The organism is Paramesorhizobium endophyticum (genome assembly GCF_014640615.1).
Classification (GTDB): domain Bacteria; phylum Pseudomonadota; class Alphaproteobacteria; order Rhizobiales; family Rhizobiaceae; genus Paramesorhizobium; species Paramesorhizobium endophyticum.
The window spans coordinates 1-18,427 of record NZ_BMHH01000021.1 but is presented as its reverse complement, the minus strand read 5'-3'; the positions used below and the strand labels follow the sequence as shown (position 1 = coordinate 18,427).

Genomic DNA, 18,427 nt, shown 5'->3' with positions numbered 1-18,427 from the left:
TTGAAAGCAATTGATCGGCAAAGGCTTTAGCGCGCCCAAGCCAGCGAAATCTCTTCAGGCAATTACGGCCCGCTTGGCGAGAAAATCTTCCATGGCGGCAAACGAGAACGCCTGGACTGGCAGCGCCGTGCCGCCGTCGAGCGCTAGATCAGCAAGGATTTCCCCGATGACGCTGGCGAACTTGAAGCCATGGCCGGAACAGGGTGACGCGACGACGATACGCGGGTCGCCCGGCAGAAGATCGATCAGGAAATCTTCGCTGGGCAGCATTGTGTATCGGCAGGTGACGGCATTGACGCGCTGCCCCACTGCGGTTGGCAGGCGCTTGGCCGTAAAACTGTCGAGAAGCGCCGTATCCACGTCGTTGACGGGTGGGTTCGGCTGGTTCTGATCGAGTGGCTCGTTGAAATGCGCGTGCCGCCCGACCTTGACGCCATCGACGCCGATTGCAGGGAAACCGAAATAGGAGCCACCCTCCCCCTCATCGCGCAGGAAGCAGGGCATGCGCGCAGGCTCCGTCACGAAGCCATCGCTCGGTTGGTACCAGGCGACGACCTGCCGGATCGGCTGGGCAGCCTGCCCGAGCGTTGGCACCAGTTCGGCAATCCACGCGCCGGTCGAAACGATGACCTTCTTAGTCCAGTAGCGGGCCTCAGCGGAAACGACGGTGACACCGGCATCGTCAGGCTCTATCGCGCTGACCTTCTCGCCGAAATGCAAAACCGCGCCATCCTCCGCAGCAAGCTTCAAATAACCGGCGATGGCCGCTTCAGGGCGCAGATAGCCGCCGCGCGGATCAAAAATGGCGATCTCGTCGGCATCGAGCTGGAAGGCCGGAAAGCGCGCCGCCATCTCCGCCCGGTCGAGTTCCTCATAGGCCAAACCATGCAGCTCGCAGGAGGCGCGCGTGCCGGCGACGATTTTGCTCGCAGGCTTGCCGATCTGCAATACGCCGGTCTCGGTCAGGATATCGCTCCTCAACCGCATCTCCAGCGCCCGCCAGTTGAGATAGGCCCGCTTCAACAGCGGCACGTAGGACGGGTCCTCGAAATAGCCAAGCCGGATAAGCCGGCTGTCGCCATGCGACGAGCTTAACGCATGGGCGGGATGGTGGGCCTCAATGCCGATTGCCTTGACCCCGCGCGCCGAAAGGAAAGAAAGCGCCGCACTTCCCATCGCGCCAAGACCGATGACGGCGACATCAAATTGAGCTGTCATTTCCAGTTCCTTCAACTGATTACAGGCGGCGCGATATCGCGGATCAGGCTTCGTAGCGCTTCGATGTTGCCATGGAGTGGCCGGTCGTCGGCATAGTGGGAAACATGGCCGCGTACAAACGCATGGATCATCTCCGTCCCCGGCGCGCGGCTTGCTACTCGAACGAGGAAATCATGGGCCTGTGCCGCCGCCATTAGTTCGATTGCCAGGATATATTCACAATTGTCGATGACGGAGAGCAGCTTGTTGACCGCCGCTGTAGGATGCGCAAGAAAATCCTCTTGCAAGCCGGATGTCACTCCGCCATCGGTAGAAGCGGGCACTGCGAGCCGGCGGTTCTCGTTGCTGAGCGCGGCGGCGGTATACTGCGCGATCATCAAACCGGAATAGCTGCCTGCGCCGCTTGCCAGGAAAGGCGGTAGCCCACTTACGAGTGGATTGACGAGCCTGTCCATGCGCCGCTCGCTCATGGCCGCAATCTGCGCCAGCGCGATGGCGAGGCTATCGGCGGACTGGCCCAGCGCCGGTGACACGGCATGCGCCTGCGACGAGACGATTGGATTATCCGGCGTGCCCGAAACCGCCGGATTGTCGGTGACGGAGGCAAGCTCCTGATTGGCGATGCGGGCGGAATTGTCGAAAACATCGCGGGCCGTCCCATGGGCATGCGGAATCGCACGCAGGCTCAACGCATCCTGTGTACGCCGCCCGAGAGCAGCTTTCACGAGACCGCTTCCGGCAAGCCGCCTGCGAAGCGATGCCCCGACATGTGCAATCCCCTCCGATGTTCGCAACGCCAGCACGGCCTCGTCGAAGGCTGCGATCTGGCAGCCAGCGGCCTCCAGCGTCAGCGCGGCAATCGCATCGGCCCAGTCCAGCAGGCGCTCCGTGCGGGCGAGTGCTATGGCGACAAGCCCGGTGGCGCAGGCCGTGCCGTTGACGAGACTGAGCCCCTCCTTGGCGCCCAGCACCAGCGGTTTAAGGCCGATAGCCGCCAGCGCCTCGCGCCCGTTGAGCCGCCGGCCCTTCACGACCGCGCTGCCCTCACCGATCAGCACCAGCGCTGTATGCGCATTGTGCGTAAGATACCCCGCCGATCCCCTCATTGGTATGTCGGGAATGGTATCGTTCTCGATGAAAGCCAGCAGATGACGGATAATCTGCGGTCGCACGCCGGAATGGCCATGTGCGAAATTGGCGATTTGGGCGGCGATGATGGCCCGCACTTCACGAGGGGTAGCGGCTCCCCGACGCCGCATGCGTGACTCAGCACGATGTTGCGCGATAACTGGCTCTGCGAGGCGCGATCAACAACCGTGTCCGAAAGCGCGCCGACGCCGGTATTGACACCGTAGGCGCGAATACCTGTCTCGACGATCCGCTCAACGATGCGGTTGGCATGTGCTACGCGATCCCAAGCGGCCTCGGATAATGCCAGCGCCTCTCCATCGCCGACGCGCGCCACATCGCGCCAAATCAAGACTGTCTCGATAGTGACGGTCATTGCGGGGCACCGAAATAGCCGGTGAACTGCCGGAAGGCCGGCGACGCATTGGGACCGAACATCTCATCCGGGGTGCCGCTGCTTTCCACCAGCCCTTCGCGCATGAAGACGACACGGTTCGAGACGTTGCGGGCAAAGCTCATCTCGTGGGTCACGACCAGCATGGTCATGCCCTCTTCCGCCAGCGCCCGCATGACGCGCAGGACTTCGCCGACGAGTTCTGGATCGAGCGCCGATGTCGGCTCGTCGAACAGCATCACCTTCGGTTTCATGGCCAGCGCTCTCGCAATCGCCGCGCGCTGCTGCTGGCCGCCGGAGAGATGGGCCGGATAGGCATGGCGCTTGTCGGCAATGCCAACCTTTTCAAGCAGCGCCTCGGCGTCGGCGATACATTCGGCACGCGGGCGCTTCAGCACATGGACAGGCCCTTCGATCACGTTCTGCAGGATCGTCATGTGGGACCAGAGATTGAAAGTCTGGAACACCATGCCGAGTTCGGAGCGGATATGGTCCACCTGTTTCTGGCTCGCGGGACGGCTCACGCCACCCTTATGCACCATGCGGATTTCCTCGCCGTCAACGACGATCTGCCCGTCGCTCGCCGTCTCCAGCAGGTTGATGCAGCGCAGAAACGTCGATTTGCCGGAACCGGAAGCGCCGAGCAGCGAGATCACGTCACCGTCAGCTGCATCCAGCGAAATGCCTCGCAGCACCTCGTGCGCGCCGAAGCTCTTGCGAATGTTGCGAACCGAAAGTCGGGTGACGCCTGGCATGGTTGCTCCAAAATTTATTTATGCGGCCAAATTTATTTATACCGGAATGGCGCGGCGATGTCGGGAGAGCCGATATTCGAGTAGGCTCATCGCCTGCAGGATGATGAAGTTCAAAACGAGATAGATGATCGCCGCGCAGAGGAAAACTTCCATCGTGCGGTAAGTCTGCGATATCAGCCGCTGCGCCACGCCGGTGACCTCCCAGACGGTGACAAGGCTGGCGAGCGCCGTCGATTTCATCATCAGCACGATCTCGGTCGAATAGGCCGGCAAAGCATGGCGGAATGCGATGGGTGCAATAATGCGCCGCACCAGCAGGAAACCGGACATGCCGATGGAACGCGCCGCCTCGATCTCGCTAGGCGAAACCGCGCGGATACCACCCCGGAAAATCTCAGCCGAGTAGCCCGCTGTGCAAAGCGCCAGCGAGAGCACTGCGCAGATGACGGGCTCACGCAAGAACGGCCAGAGGAAAGAATGGCGGATGAAGCCGAACTGGGCGAGCCCGTAAAAAACCAGGAACATCTGAATCAGGAGCGGCGAGCCGCGAAAGACAAAGATATAACCCTTGGCGAACGCCGACAGCACCGGATTGCCGGCAACCCGCATCCAGACGATGACGAGAGCAAGAAGCCCGCCGAAGAAGATGGACAGAAAGAACAGCAGCAGCGTCGTCGGCACGGCTTTGAGCAGTGTGATCATCGTTTGCGTCAAAAAGGCGAAATCCATGACCCGATCCTTACGTCTTGCCGATGCTTGAGGCCGGCAGGCTGCGATTTGCCCGTCGCTCGGCGCTGTTGAAGACCCGGTCGGAGAAGCCTGTCAGCACGAGATAGAGGCAACCGCCGACGATGAAGAAAAGGAAATATTGCCGCGTCGAACCAGCCGCGACCTGGGTCGTGCGCATCAGTTCGGCAAGGCCGGTGACGGAAACCAGTGCCGAATCCTTGAGACTGAGTTGCCAGACGTTGCCGAGGCCCGGAAGGGCGAAGCGCAACACCTGCGGCACGATGATGCGGCGCAGGCGCATGCCGCCATGCATGCCGATCGCAAGTGCGGCCTCCAGTTCGCCTTTTGCGATAGCGAGATAGGCGCCACGAAAAACCTCCGCCTGATAGGCGCCAGAAATGATCCCCACAGCAAACGCACCGGCGGCAAAGGATGGCAAGCCGAGAAAGCCGTCATAGCCCATTGATTTGCCAATCGCCGTGACCGCCGACGAGCCGCCGAAATAGATGAGATAGATGATCAGCAGTTCCGGCACGCCCCGAAAGACGGTGGTATAAAGATTGCCCAGCATCGCGAGGAGGACATTGCCGGAGAGCTTCATGGAGGCGACGATTGTCCCCAGCACCGCGCCAATGGCGAGCGCAGTCACGGTCACGGCAAGCGTCATCAGCGTACCTGCAAGCAGTAACGCACCCCATCCCGTCGCGCCGAATCCGAGCAGTTCCAAGGTTGCCATGTTAATCGCTCCCCGTGGGCTCTTAGGGCGTCATAGTAGAGCATTTCCCATTTTTTGGAATTGCTCCACGCGTCCTCGTGGTTCGAGGCTCGCTCCGCTCGCACCTAAGGAAGATGAGGGCTACTGCGAGCACTGCGCCCTTCATCCTCATGGTCAGGTGCGAGCGGAGCGAGCCTCGAACCATGAGGGTGAAGGGCGCAGACACCTCACTTCACCGGCGTGACATCCATCTTGAACCACTTCATGGAAAGGTTCTTCACGGTGCCGTCGGCAAGGGCCGATTTGATCGCTTCGTTGAACTTGTCACGCAGGTCGGTATCGGCCTTGCGGATGCCCAGACCTTCGCCCGGACCCCAGATTGAGCCCACGATTTCCGGGCCGGTGAAGGCAAGCGTATCTTTTGCGGCGGCGAACGAGTTGGCGAAATAGACCGCGTCGTCGAAGCCTAGATCGATACGGCCATTTTGCAGATCGATGTCGCGGTCGCCGCCGGTCTTGTATTCGCGGATGGTAGCGATGTCGCCGAAATTATCATAGACGAACTTGGCATAGACGGTCGATGCCTGGATGCCGATTGTCTTGCCCTTGAAGGCCGCTTTCAGCGCATCGATCTCCTTTACACCGGTCTGGCCGGGCGTCATCGTGATCGTCGTTCCCGTGCCGGCGGCATTGGCGAGCGGGCTGTCCTTGGCGGCTGCGAAGGCGGCGGGCGTCGCAGCATAGGGAATGGTGAAGTCGATGACCTTCTTGCGTTCGTCGGTGATCGACAGCGCATCCATGATTACATCGAATTTGCCCGCATTGAGCGCCGCGATCATCCCGTCCCAGTCGGAGGCGACGAGCGTGCATTCAAGCTTGGCGCGCTCGCACAGGATCTTGGCGAGTTCCGGCTCGAAGCCGCCGAGCGTGCCATCGGCATTGGTTAAATTCCACGGCGCATAGGCGCCTTCGAGCGTGATTGTGACTGTCTTCCAGTTTTTGGCAAGCGCCGGGGTCGCGAATGCCGAAAGGGCAAGCGCGCCGGAAAGAAGGATTGCACTGAATTTCATCGATGTATTCTCCTCTGGATGTTGATTGGCTTTTGCAAGCAATATGAGCCGATCTTCGCCGGCTTGTCCGATCCAATCTGAAATTCGAATGGCTCGGAAGGTTGTATAGGGTACCATATGAAATATTTTATGATATGCAAGGGGAAAGTCAATTAATAAGGCGATCTGCGTTGATGCAAAAGGAATAGGCAATGAAGCGCTCCGGCGAGATGAAACGCGAACTGGCGGAAAACGACAGCACCCCGCTGTATATGGGCGTCAAGCAGGCCATCCTGGATCGCATTCACAGCGGCGAATGGCCGCCCAAGCACCGGGTTCCCTCAGAGAACGAACTGGTCTCCGAGCTTGGCGTCAGCAAAATGACCGCCAACCGGGCGTTGCGCGAACTGGCCAATGAAGGCGAACTCGTGCGCATCCAGGGGGTCGGCTCCTTCGTTGCGGAGCGTAAGGGCACTTCGGCGCTTTTCGAGGTGCGCAACATTGCCGACGAGATTGCGGAACGCGGCCATGCCCATGAGGCCTCCGTTGTCGTTCTGGCCCAGGAAACCGCCTCTCCCGAGATTGCCGACGCGCTCGATCTGGAAATCGGTGCGCCGGTTTTTCATTCGCTGATCGTGCATAGCGAAAATGGGGTGCCGGTGCAGATCGAGGATCGCTTCGTCCATCCCAACGCCGCCCCCGCCTATCTCGCGCAGAATTTCACGGCACTGACACCGAACGCCTATCTGACCACTGCAGCACCGCTGAGCGGCTCCGAACACATTGTCGAGGCCGCGATGCCCCAGCCATGGGAGTGCAAACTCTTGACCATTCTGAAAACCGAGCCCTGCCTGACGATCCGCCGCCGCACATGGTCGGCCAATCAGATCGTCTCAATCGCCCGTCTCGTCTATCCCGGCAATCGCTATCGGCTGGAAGCGCGCACCGGACGGGTGCTTGAAGAGTAAAACGAGTTGTATATGGAACTATTGCGATGCGGGCGTAAACCGCGCCACAAGTGTGTGCCGGTCGCCGGGATAGGTAAAGCGCACATGCGTGACCGCTCCCGCGCTGCTCCACGTGCGGCGCTCGACAACCAGGCAAGCCGTATTCTTCGGTATGTCCAATGCCGCGACGGCCTCCCTGCTGGCACAGACCGCGTGGATCTTGTGCTCGGCCGTGCTCCACGGCACCTGATTGATCAGCCATGGCCCGGGCGCCATCACTGTAAAATCAACATCGGCGGCTTCTGGAACGGTGGCGAGGCTGATCAGCCGCTCCTCCAGACAGAACGGCTTTGCGCCGGCATGGTGGATACTGACGATTTCCAGAACCGAGCAGCCGGCAGGCAAGTCCAGCCGGAGCCGGTCCTCCGCCCTCGCCTTCCGGTTCGCCCTCTTCGAGATGGAATAGGAATAGGCGAGCTTCAGCGATTGCACTTCGGCCTGGACATCGTGGATTTCAAGAATGGCAGATTGGGCCTGCGGCTGGATGACGAAGCTGCCGGATTTCCTGCGTCGCTCGATCAGTCCGGCCTTGGCGAGCAGGGTCAGCACCTTGTTCACCGTCATGCGCGAACAGCCATATTGCTGGGCCAGGTCCACCTCGAAGGGGATGCGGTATCCCGGCGGCCATTCGCCAGACACGATGCGGCCCTCGATCTCGCTCAGAATACGCTGGTGCAAGGTCTGATCCTTGCTTTCGGTCATCGTCGCTCTCCGGTTGGGCATCCGCCTCGATGCGGAAGTCCCTATCAGGTGGCGAGCAATTCGCCCATCGCCGCCAGAAAGTGCTTGTTGATAACATTCCGCTTTAGGTGGCGTCCGCCCTCCACCTGCTTGCGGCCAAGCGCCCAGACACAATCGACCGCGACGCCATCGGCGAAGATCCAGTGATCGAGGATACGGTCGCCTGTGAGATAGGGAGCCGCGCTGATATCGAGCGAAACGACGTCGGCATGGTTGCCCTCGGCGAACCCAGCCGGGGCGGCAAGTGCTGCCCCGCCGCCTGCAATCGCTTCGTCGAAGAGTCGCCGCCCCGTCGAACCGCCAGCAGTCGCGACGACGTTGCGGGCGCGAAGCGCAAGCCGCTGCGAATATTCGAGCTGGCGCAATTCCTGCGGCAGGGAGATCAGCACGTTGGAATCCGAGCCAATGCCGAAACGCCCCCCTTTCTCCAGGAAGAGCGGAGCGTTAAACGCGCCGTCGCCGAGATTGGCCTCGGTGATCGGGCAAAGTCCGGCGACCGCGCCGCTTGCCGCCATCCGACGCGCCTCGTCATCCGTCATGTGCGTGGCATGGATGAGACACCAGCGGCCATCGACATGCGCATTGTCCAACAGCCATTCAACCGGCCTCGCGCCCGACCAGGCGAGGCAGTCCTCGACTTCCTTCATCTGTTCGGCGACATGGATATGAACCGGTCCGTCGCCGGCCATGGTCAGAATCCTCGCCAGTTCGTCCGGCGTAACGGCTCTGAGACTGTGTGGGGCAACGCCCAGTTCGGCGCCCTCGATGCGGCCGGCAATCGCCCGGCACCCTTCCATCAGACTCGCAAAACTGTCGGGCGAATTGATGAACCGCCGCTGGCCCTCGATCGGCGCGGCGCCGCCGAAGCCGGAATGGGCATAAAAGACCGGCAGCAGCGTGAGCCCTATACCCGCCGTCTCGCTGGCCGCGCCGATCCGCTCGGCGAGTTCGGCGATGTTGGAATAGGACCGACCGTCCTTGTCGTGATGCAGGTAATGGAATTCGCCGACGCGGGCAAAGCCCGCCTCCAGCATCCGCATGTACAGCTCTGCGGCCACAGCTTCGACATGTTCCGGCGTCATGGAAAGCGCGAATTTGTACATCACCGTCCGCCAGCTCCAGAAGCTGTCGCTGGCCGGGCCGCGCACTTCGGCAAGTCCCGCCATCGCATGCTGAAAGGCATGGCTGTGAAGATTGGGCATGGCGGGAACAAGGATTGCGTGGCGCTCGTCATCGGGCTCCGGCGCGACACCGGCTTCAATGCGGACAATGCGCCCGGAGGCGATCGTCAGGCGAACATCGGCTTGCCAGCCCTGCGGCAGGAGTGCGGTTCCCGCGTGAAGTCTGGTCATGGCCGTCCCTCCATTCTTACGAACGAATGTAAATTTTTCTTGTCACTCGACCTATTATGTATATACATGTTCTCCCATAAAGAAAGGCGCAAAGCTGATGAGTGGGAACAATTTTTCGCAAGGCGGATCGTCCGGCCAAGGCCATTCCGTTCTCTGGCGCAATGCGCGGCTGGCGACGCTCGCCGACGGTAGCGAAAGCCTTGGCATTATTGAGCGAGGCGCGTTGCTGGTTGAAAATGGCCGCATCGCCTTTGTCGGAGCGGAAAGCGAACTGCCTGCCTCAGTCATGGAACGGTCTGAGGTCATCGACCTCAAGGGTCGCTGGATCACGCCTGGACTGATCGACTGTCACACCCATCTCGTCCATGCCGGAAACCGTGCGCATGAATTCGAGTTGCGACTCGCCGGAGCCACCTATGAAGAGGTGGCGAAGGCCGGCGGCGGCATCATCTCATCGGTCAAGGCGCTCAGGGCCGCGAGCGAGGCGGAATTGCTGCGCCAGACGCTGCTCCGTCTCGATGCGCTGATTGCCGAAGGCGTCACCACGGTCGAGATCAAATCCGGCTACGGGCTTGATCTGGAGAACGAGCGGAAATCGTTGAGGGTGGCTCGACAGCTCGAAAACGAGCGGCCTGTCTTCATACGCACGACTTTCCTTGGCGCCCACGCCCTGCCGCCCGAAGCCAACGGCGACAAGCAGGCCTATATCGACCGTGTAGTGAGTGAGATGTTGCCGGCGATTGCGGCGGAAGGCTTGGCTGACGCCGTCGATGGCTTTTGCGAAGGCATCGCTTTTTCACCGGACCAGATCGTCCAGGTTTTCCGCGCGGCGCAAAAACATGGCCTGCCGGTCAAGCTCCATGCCGATCAATTGTCGAATCTTCACGGAGCAAAGCTTGCCGCCGAGTTCGGCGCGCTGTCAGTAGACCATATGGAATATACCGACGAAGCCGGCGTGATGGCGATGGCTGAGGCCGGGACGGTCGCCGTGCTGCTGCCCGGTGCTTTCTATTTCATTCGGGAAAGGCAGTTGCCGCCGGTCGAGCAATTGCGCAGGCATGGCGTAAAGATCGCCATTGCGACCGACTGTAATCCCGGCACCTCGCCGCTGACCTCGCTGCTTCTCACCATGAACATGAGCGCGACGCTGTTCCGCCTCACCGTCGATGAATGTATTGCCGGCGTGACCCGCGAAGCCGCGCGCGCCCTTGGCATTCTTTCGGAGACAGGAACGCTCGAAGCCGGCAAATGGGCCGATCTCGCCATCTGGGATATCGAGCGCCCCGCCGAGCTTGTCTATCGCATGGGCTTCAATCCCCTGCACCAGCGCATATGGAGAGGCCAATGAGACCCGATACGACACTCTCGCTCAAGCCCGGTTCCGTATCGCTGCGGACGCTTGAAACCATCTACTGGACCGGTGCAGCGGCGCGGCTCGATCCGTCCTTCGACGCCTCGATTGAGAAAGCCGCCGAACGCATTGCCCAGATCGCGCGGGGCGACCAGCCGGTCTATGGCGTCAACACCGGCTTCGGCAAGCTGGCGAGCATCCGCATCGAGGCCGCCGATGTCGCCACGCTGCAACGTAATCTGATCCTGTCGCATTGCTGCGGTGTCGGCGCTCCTTTCGCCGAAGAGATTGTCCGCCTCATCATGGCGCTGAAGCTCATCTCGCTCGGACGCGGAGCTTCCGGCGTGCGGCTGGTCATTATCCGGCTTATCGAAGACATGCTGGAGAAGGGTGTCATCCCCGTTATTCCCGAGAAGGGATCGGTTGGCGCATCGGGTGATCTGGCGCCGCTCGCTCATATGGCCGCCGCGATGATCGGCGAAGGCGAGGCCTTTTACGAGGGCGAACGGCTTCCCACCAAAGACGCGCTCTCGAAAGCGGGGCTGAAGCCCGTCATCCTTGCCGCCAAGGAAGGGCTTGCCCTCATCAACGGCACGCAGGTCTCCACCGCGCTCGCGCTTGCCGGCCTGTTCCGGGCACATCGTGCGGGCCAAAGCGCCTTGATCACCGGCGCGCTTTCAACCGACGCCGCCATGGGCTCGTCGGCGCCGTTTCATCCTGAAATCCATACGCTCAGGGGCCATAAGGGCCAGATCGATACCGCCTACGCGCTGCGCACCCTGCTGGAGGGATCGGAAATCCGCCAGAGCCATCTCGAAGGCGATGAACGCGTGCAGGATCCCTATTGCATCCGCTGCCAGCCGCAGGTCGATGGCGCGTGCCTCGATCTTCTGCGCATGACGGCCCGCACCCTTGAAATCGAAGCCAATGCCGTCACGGATAATCCGCTGGTGGTGAGCGACGGCTCGGTGATATCGGGCGGCAATTTCCACGCCGAGCCTGTGGCCTTCGCCGCCGATCAGATCGCGCTTGCCATCTGCGAAATCGGGGCTATTTCCCAGCGCCGTATCGCGCTGCTGGTCGACCCGGCGCTGAGCTTCGGCCTGCCCGCCTTTCTGGCCAAGAAACCGGGCCTCAACTCCGGCCTGATGATATCAGAGGTCACCTCGGCAGCGCTGATGAGCGAAAACAAGCAGATGTCGCACCCGGCATCGGTGGATTCGACGCCCACCTCAGCCAATCAGGAAGACCATGTTTCCATGGCCTGCCATGGCGCGCGCCGTCTGTTACAGATGACGGAAAATCTGTTCTCCATCATCGGCATCGAGGCGCTGACCGCAGCCCAGGGCCTCGATTTCCGCCGACCCCTCAGTACCAGCCCGGAACTTCTGAAAGCGCACGCCACGATTCGCAATGCCGTGCCGGAACTTGAAATCGACCGCTATATGGCGCCGGACCTGAAGGCAGCCAGCGATCTCGTTGCTACCGGCGCGTTGAACGCTTCCGTTTCCGCCGGCATTCTTCCCACATTGGAAAATTGACATGGCCGTGTTCGAAGTCAAACAGGGCAATTCGCCTGTTATCCTCGGTCTTCCCCATACGGGGACCGAAGTACCATCAGATATATGGGAAAGGCTCAATGCCAATGGTCGCCTGCTGGCCGATACCGACTGGCACATCCACAAGCTCTATGACGGGCTCCTGCCCGAAATAACCACGGTGCGCGCCACCTTCCACCGTTACGTGATCGACGCCAACAGGGATCCCTCGGGCACGAGCCTCTATCCCGGACAGAACACCACGGGCCTCATTCCCGAAACCGATTTCGATAACGCACCGATCTGGCTCGGAGAGCGCGCGCCCGACGAGGCCGATATCAACGCGCGGCTGGCCTCCTTCCATGCACCTTATCATGCCGCACTCGCCGCCGAGATCGGGCGGGTCAAGGCGATCCATGGCGTCGCCATCCTCTACGATTGCCATTCGATCCGCTCGCATATCCCCTTCCTCTTTGAAGGCAAGCTGCCGGATTTCAATATCGGCACCGACAATGGCAAAACCTGCGCGCCCGAAATCGAGGCTGCGGTTAAAGAAGTTGCCGGAGGCGCCGAAGGATACACCTCCATCCTCAACGGACGTTTCAAGGGCGGCTGGACCACGCGCCACTACGGCAAGCCCGAAGCGCAAGTCCACGCCATCCAGATGGAACTGGCGCAATCGACCCATCTTTCCTCCGAGACGCCGCCCTTCGCCTATGACGAGGCGAAGGCTGAAAAACTGCGCGTCCATCTGAAAGCCATTCTCCAGCGCATCGAACAGATCGCGCCGATACTAAAGTCTTAAAAGGAACCCACCATGACCAACCCCCGCCACAACATCCGCGAAATCCGGGCACCGCGCGGCACCGAGCTCAACGCCAAAAGCTGGATGACCGAAGCGCCGCTCCGGATGCTGATGAACAACCTCGATCCTGATGTGGCCGAGAACCCCAACGAGCTGGTGGTCTATGGCGGAATCGGCCGCGCCGCGCGCACCTGGGACGATTATGACCGCATCGTCGCGACCTTGAAGACACTTGAGGAAGACGAGACGCTGCTGGTGCAATCCGGCAAGCCGGTCGGGGTGTTCAAGACCCATGCCAACGCCCCGCGCGTCCTCATCGCCAATTCCAATCTCGTGCCGCATTGGGCGACCTGGGACCATTTCAACGAGCTCGATAAGAAGGGTCTGGCCATGTATGGCCAGATGACCGCGGGATCGTGGATCTATATCGGCACGCAGGGCATCGTTCAGGGCACCTATGAAACCTTCGTCGAAGCCGGACGCCAGCATTATGGCGGCAGCCTCAAGGGGAAATGGATCCTGACGGGCGGCCTCGGCGGCATGGGCGGCGCTCAGCCGCTTGCAGCCGTCATGGCCGGTGCCTGCTGCCTCGCGGTCGAGTGTAACCCGGACTCGATCGATTTCCGCCTCCGCACGCGCTATGTCGATGCCAAGGCCGAAACGCTCGACGAAGCCCTGGAGATGATCGATCGCTGGACGAAGGCGGGAGAGGCAAAATCCGTCGGCCTTCTCGGCAACGCGGCGGAGGTTCTTCCTGAACTGGTGCGCCGCGGCGTACGCCCCGATATGGTCACCGACCAGACCTCGGCCCATGATCCGATCAATGGCTACCTGCCCAAGGGCTGGACGATGGCCGAGTGGCGCGAGAAGCGTGAAACCGATCCCAAGGCGGTCGAAAAGGCGGCCCGTGCGTCGATGCGCGAGCATGTCGAGGCAATGCTTGCATTCTGGGAACGAGGCATCCCGACGCTCGACTACGGCAACAATATCCGCCAGGTCGCCAAGGACGAAGGGCTGGAAAACGCCTTTGCCTTCCCGGGCTTCGTGCCCGCTTACATTCGCCCGCTCTTCTGCCGGGGCATCGGTCCCTTCCGCTGGGCCGCGCTATCAGGCGATCCGGAGGACATCTACAAGACCGACGCCAAGGTGAAGGAGTTGCTGCCTGACAACAAGCACCTGCACAACTGGCTCGACATGGCGCGCGAGCGCATCGCCTTCCAGGGCCTGCCCGCCCGCATCTGCTGGGTGGGTCTCGGCGACCGCCACAAGCTCGGCCTCGCCTTCAACGAGATGGTGGCCAGCGGTGAACTGAAAGCGCCTGTCGTCATCGGCCGCGATCACCTCGATTCCGGCTCCGTCGCCTCGCCGAACCGCGAGACGGAGGCGATGAAGGACGGCTCCGACGCCGTGTCCGACTGGCCGCTGCTCAACGCGCTGCTCAACACCGCGTCGGGCGCCACCTGGGTGTCGCTGCATCACGGCGGCGGCGTCGGCATGGGCTTTTCGCAACATTCCGGCATGGTGATCTGTTGCGACGGCACGCAGGACGCGGCACGCCGCATCGAGCGCGTGCTGTGGAACGACCCGGCAACCGGCGTCATGCGCCATGCCGATGCCGGCTACGAAATTGCCATCGATTGCGCAAACGAAAAAGGCCTGCGCCTTCCTGCCATTCTAGGCAACTGAGAAGAACCGCGAGGCGGTCTCGAAAGGGCTGCCTCGCCGAAAACAAAAAAGACAGGGGAACTACAATGACAGATACTGCCATCATCCAACAAAGCTCGCGCGGCACAGCCGCCTTGAAGCTGATCATTTTCAGCTTCATCGGAATATTCTTCTTTTTCGTGCCCGTCACGATCAACGGCAAATCGACCATCCTGCTCGACCACGCGGCAACGGCGATTGCCACGAATTTCCGGCCTGCGGCTCTCGTCTTCGTGACGGCGCTGATCGCCTATGGCGCGTTTGCGCCGTTTGTCCGTGGCACGTGGAATAAAAACACCACCGAAACCGTGTTTTCCCTGCTGCGCGTCCTGGGCCTCGTCTTGACGGGCATGTATCTCTCGGGCATCGGCCCGGCTGCCATCTTCCAGCCAGACATGCTCCCCTTCCTGTTCGACAAGCTGGTGCTGTCGGTCGGCCTGATCGTTCCCATTGGCGGAATAGCGCTTGCGTTCCTCATCGGCTACGGGCTTCTCGAACTCACCGGCGTCATCGTCCAGCCCATCATGCGCCCCATCTGGCGCACCCCCGGCTGGTCGGCCATCGACGCGGTCGCTTCCTTCGTCGGCAGCTATTCGCTGGCCCTTCTCATCACCGACCGGGTCTATAAGGAAGGCAAGTATACGGCGCGCGAAGCGGCGATTGTCGCCACCGGCTTTTCCACTGTTTCGGCGACCTTCATGATCATCGTCGCCAAGACGCTTGGCCTGATGGGCGCCTGGAACCTTTATTTCTGGACAACCCTTGTCGTCACTTTCATCGTCTCTGCCATCGTTGCCCGCCTCTGGCCGCTGAGCCGAATGGACCACCCCGCCGACCGCGACCTGCCATTGCCTGAGGGCAAGGGGCGTCTCATGGCAGCGGTAGACGCCGGCATCGCGCAGGCCCGGAAAGCGCCGGGGATATTGTCCCTTCTCGGCGCGACCTTTTTGGACGGCCTGCGCATGGCATCCATGATCCTGCCCAGCATCATGGCGGTCGGCCTTTTCGGACTGCTCGCCGCCAAATACACCCCGATCTTCGCCATCCCCGGCTTTGCGCTCTACCCCTTCACCTGGATTGCCCAGCTTGCCGAGCCGATGCTTGCCGCCAAGGCTTTGGCCTCCGGCCTTGCCGAAATGTTCCTTCCGGCCATCCTGCTCAAGGATGCCGACCCGGTGCTGAAATTCGTGGCTGCGGTCGTTTCCGTCAGCCAGGTGCTGTTTCTTTCGGCCTCCATTCCCTGCGTGCTCGCAACATCAATCCCGCTGAGACTTCGTGACCTGATCGTCATCTGGTACATTCGCACCGCGCTCAGCATCCTGCTTACTGCCCCGATCGCCTTCTGGGCGGCCTCCAATGGTTGGATCGGCTGATGGGCATATCGCTTCTGCGGGCGGCGGATCACCGCCGCATGCCCTGGAAGAACGGAGGTGGAGAGACGGTGGAGATCGCCGTCTTTCCACCGGATGCCGGATTTTCGGATTTCGACTGGCGCGTCAGCATGGCGAAGGTCGCGGGCGATGGCCCCTTTTCCATCTTTCCCGACATTGACCGCACGCTTTGCGTTCTCGATGGCAATGGCATCGCGCTTTCCATAGACCAACAAGATGCGCTGCATCTTGATGCGACCTCGGAACCGCTGCTGTTTCCTGCCGATGTGCCCGTCTCGGCGCGGCTTGTGAACGGTCCCATCACCGATCTCAATATCATGACAAGGCGCAGCCATTTCACGCATACGGTACGGCGCCTGCACATCGAGCGTGAAACGACGTTGTCGGTGACGGGCATGCCGGCTATGATCTTCTGCCATATTGGCACGATGCGCGTGAACGGCGATGGGTTGGCAGCGCAACTTGGTTGCCTTGATTGCCTTCTTCTCATTAACGTGGCAGAAAAGCCGTTGCGCTTTTCCGGCGTCGGCACGGTTTTCATCATCGAAATACGCCCAGAAAGGTAAAATCGAAAAGCACGCGCACTAGACTAGCGTGTCACACTCTCGCCAGCGTCCTGCATAATGCGCCGCCCGATGGGAACCGCTGGTCTGCGCTGACCGTTCGATTAATAGGTTGTGCGCCCGGCCAACAGGTCGAATGTCGGAAGCAAAAATCGCCCAGCTCGGGCATGTCCAGATCCAGCTGAAGGCTGAGATAGGGCTCGGCTTCGGTGGCCGACCCGTCTTGCGGGCGTAGATGCGGCGGTTCGCAATACTCGAACGGCATCTTTTCCAATTCCGCCTCGTTGAGGTCGACCCACAGTCCCAGTGCATCGGGAACCTTAAATCTTCTTCCGTCGGGAAACGCCAGTTGCCGGCGTCCTTCCAAACACCACGCCCTTCGCTTCCGTGCCGAAACCGGCCAGGAGCGCTACGAGAACCGCAACGACGGCGATAACCATGGCGAGCGCAAAGGCATAATTATTGTCATAGCGCTCCGCGAGCCCCGCCTGAAGCGTGGCATTGGCGGAGGCGATCAGATTGCCTAGCTGATAAGTAAGGCCCGGGAACGTGCTGCGCAGCTCATCCGGCGAAAGTTCGTTGAGATGGGCAGGGACAATCCCCCATGCGCCCTGCACCGTGAACTGCATCAGAAAGACGCCGGCGGCTAGCAGCGCCGGCGTCGTTGAATAGACCCATAGCGGAATGATGGGAAGCGCAAGCAGCGCGGCAATGACAATGGCGCGTCGTCGCCCGATCCGCTCGGAAAAGATACCGAAGGTAATACCGCCCAGGATTGCCCCAATATTATAGATGATGGCGATCGTTCCGACGGCATCCGTCGACAGTTTCTTCTGCACCTCCAGGAAAGTCGGATAGAGATCCTGCGTGCCGTGACTGAAGAAATTGAAGGCGGTCATCAGGAGCACTGCATAACCGAACAGACCGGCATGTTGCCTGAGGATCGTCCAGATACGGGCCACACTGAGCGCATCGCGCCGGCGCGCCAGGAATACCGGGGACTCTTGCACATGAGAGCGGATATAGAGCACGAGCAGCGCCGGCAGCGCGCCCAGCATGAACATGCCGCGCCAGCCGATGACGGGAAAAAGCAGGAAGAAGACCAGCGAAGCGACGAGATAGCCGGTCGGGTAGCCAGCCTGCAATATGCCGGAAACCAGCCCGCGCAATTTCGGTGGGATGCTTTCCATGGTGATCGCGGCGCCTACGCCCCATTCGCCGCCCATCGCGATGCCAAAAAGGGCGCGCAGTATGATCAGCACTGTCAAGCTGGGCGCGAAGCCCGACAGGAACTCCAGGACCGCATAGGCTACGATATTGGCCATCAGGGTCGGACGCCGCCCGAACCTCTCCGCCAGGTAACCGAAGATGAGGGCGCCGATCGGTCGCATTGCAAGCGTCAAAGTAATGGCGATGGTGACTCTGGTGATGTCGGTTCCGAATTCCTGAGCAACATATTTCAGCACGAAAACCAGAATGAAGAAATCGAAGGCGTCGAGCGTCCAGCCAAGGAAGCTGGCGATTACTACATTGCGTTGACGCGGGGTCAACGACTTCAGGTCGGATAATGCTGACATCGCCGTCTTCTCCCTGGCAAGTCGCCGCACATAGATCCGTCACAACGAGCAATAGTGCTCCGAGGTGTCCAGAAAAGCAAAAGTAGGCGAAGATGGCTGGCGCGCCATCGACGAAGCCGCCATTCGATCATGCGCTCGAGGCGATGGTGAAATGAAGAGCCACCCCTATCGCCCGAAGGCCTGCGTTGGACGGCTTCAGGTCTGCCCGATTATGGGCCGCGGCCTTCCGGCTGCGGATGCTTAAACTGCTATCGTCTAACATCCTGTTTGCCCCTTGCCTGGGAGCTTCGTCACCATGGGCTTATCCCTTCCCGGCCCAGCCGCTACGGTTTGCAATGTTAGCTGGTCTGTCAACGGCGGAGTAAAAACCGGCCACGGGGCGGAGCAAAAGTCGGCCACTTTCGGCGCGC

The 18,427-nt window shown here is 60.9% G+C and carries 15 protein-coding genes and 1 pseudogene; 7 read left to right on the top strand and 9 right to left on the bottom strand.

All coding sequences use genetic code 11. The features are described 5' to 3' along the window. Positions 1–54: 54 nt before the first annotated feature. The 6 genes and pseudogenes from solA to IEX53_RS19370 form a co-directional block, all read right to left on the bottom strand. Complete coding sequence (solA, locus tag IEX53_RS19395) at positions 55–1,218, bottom strand: N-methyl-L-tryptophan oxidase (RefSeq protein WP_188825835.1); 1,164 nt, start codon at positions 1,216–1,218, stop codon at positions 55–57. 11 nt (positions 1,219–1,229) lie between these two features. Further along, positions 1,230–2,722: pseudogene (locus IEX53_RS19390) on the bottom strand (HAL/PAL/TAL family ammonia-lyase). Then, positions 2,719–3,495: an ABC transporter ATP-binding protein gene (locus tag IEX53_RS19385; RefSeq protein ID WP_188825834.1), complete on the bottom strand. Its 777-nt coding sequence runs from the start codon at positions 3,493–3,495 to the stop codon at positions 2,719–2,721. Before IEX53_RS19385 ends, IEX53_RS19390 begins: the two are co-directional and overlap by 4 nt. Before the next feature lie 36 nt (positions 3,496–3,531). Next, the gene (locus IEX53_RS19380) at positions 3,532–4,224 is read right to left on the bottom strand and encodes an ABC transporter permease (RefSeq protein ID WP_188825833.1); all 693 of its coding nucleotides are present in this window, start codon (positions 4,222–4,224) and stop codon (positions 3,532–3,534) included. Between the two features lie 10 nt (positions 4,225–4,234). Next, positions 4,235–4,960 carry an ABC transporter permease gene (locus tag IEX53_RS19375; RefSeq protein WP_188825832.1) on the bottom strand — a complete coding sequence of 242 codons (726 nt, stop codon included), beginning with the start codon at positions 4,958–4,960 and terminating at the stop codon, positions 4,235–4,237. Between the two features lie 206 nt (positions 4,961–5,166). Continuing rightward, positions 5,167–6,009 carry a transporter substrate-binding domain-containing protein gene (locus tag IEX53_RS19370; RefSeq protein WP_188825831.1) on the bottom strand — a complete coding sequence of 281 codons (843 nt, stop codon included), beginning with the start codon at positions 6,007–6,009 and terminating at the stop codon, positions 5,167–5,169. 191 nt (positions 6,010–6,200) lie between these two features. Between IEX53_RS19370 and hutC (IEX53_RS19365) the strand changes: the two genes are divergently transcribed. Then, complete coding sequence (gene hutC / locus IEX53_RS19365; protein ID WP_188825830.1) at positions 6,201–6,956, top strand: histidine utilization transcriptional repressor HutC; 756 nt, start codon at positions 6,201–6,203, stop codon at positions 6,954–6,956. Positions 6,957–6,974: 18 nt separating this feature from the next. Here the strand turns inward: hutC (IEX53_RS19365) and hutC (IEX53_RS19360) are convergent, their stop codons facing one another. Then, entirely contained in the window at positions 6,975–7,697 is a 723-nt protein-coding gene (gene hutC / locus IEX53_RS19360) for a histidine utilization transcriptional repressor HutC (protein ID WP_188825829.1), read from the bottom strand. Positions 7,698–7,741: 44 nt separating this feature from the next. After that, positions 7,742–9,088 carry a formimidoylglutamate deiminase gene (locus tag IEX53_RS19355; RefSeq protein ID WP_188825828.1) on the bottom strand — a complete coding sequence of 449 codons (1,347 nt, stop codon included), beginning with the start codon at positions 9,086–9,088 and terminating at the stop codon, positions 7,742–7,744. A gap of 97 nt (positions 9,089–9,185) precedes the next feature. Here IEX53_RS19355 and hutI point away from each other — a divergent pair, with 97 nt between their 5' ends. The 6 genes from hutI to IEX53_RS19325 all read left to right on the top strand — a co-directional run bounded on the left by hutI (position 9,186) and on the right by IEX53_RS19325 (position 16,443). Beyond that, positions 9,186–10,436, top strand: coding sequence for an imidazolonepropionase (gene hutI, locus IEX53_RS19350; RefSeq protein ID WP_188825827.1), 1,251 nt, complete (start codon positions 9,186–9,188; stop codon positions 10,434–10,436). Next, positions 10,433–11,980, top strand: a complete 1,548-nt coding sequence (gene hutH, locus IEX53_RS19345; protein WP_188825826.1) for a histidine ammonia-lyase — start codon at positions 10,433–10,435, stop codon at positions 11,978–11,980. Before hutI ends, hutH begins: the two co-directional genes overlap by 4 nt. 1 nt (position 11,981) lies before the next feature. Continuing rightward, positions 11,982–12,782, top strand: a complete 801-nt coding sequence (gene hutG, locus IEX53_RS19340) for an N-formylglutamate deformylase (RefSeq protein WP_188825825.1) — start codon at positions 11,982–11,984, stop codon at positions 12,780–12,782. Positions 12,783–12,794: 12 nt separating this feature from the next. Beyond that, on the top strand, positions 12,795–14,468 hold the full coding sequence (hutU, locus tag IEX53_RS19335) for a urocanate hydratase (protein ID WP_188825824.1): 1,674 nt from the start codon (positions 12,795–12,797) through the stop codon (positions 14,466–14,468). Between the two features lie 65 nt (positions 14,469–14,533). After that, the gene (locus tag IEX53_RS19330; protein ID WP_188825823.1) at positions 14,534–15,859 is read left to right on the top strand and encodes a YjiH family protein; all 1,326 of its coding nucleotides are present in this window, start codon (positions 14,534–14,536) and stop codon (positions 15,857–15,859) included. After that, the gene (locus IEX53_RS19325; RefSeq protein WP_373288697.1) at positions 15,859–16,443 is read left to right on the top strand and encodes a HutD/Ves family protein; all 585 of its coding nucleotides are present in this window, start codon (positions 15,859–15,861) and stop codon (positions 16,441–16,443) included. Before IEX53_RS19330 ends, IEX53_RS19325 begins: the two co-directional genes overlap by 1 nt. A gap of 317 nt (positions 16,444–16,760) precedes the next feature. Here the strand turns inward: IEX53_RS19325 and IEX53_RS19320 are convergent, their stop codons facing one another. After that, positions 16,761–18,017 (bottom strand): MFS transporter, encoded by a 1,257-nt coding sequence (locus tag IEX53_RS19320; RefSeq protein WP_188825822.1) that lies wholly within the window; start codon positions 18,015–18,017, stop codon positions 16,761–16,763. Positions 18,018–18,427 lie beyond the last annotated feature (410 nt).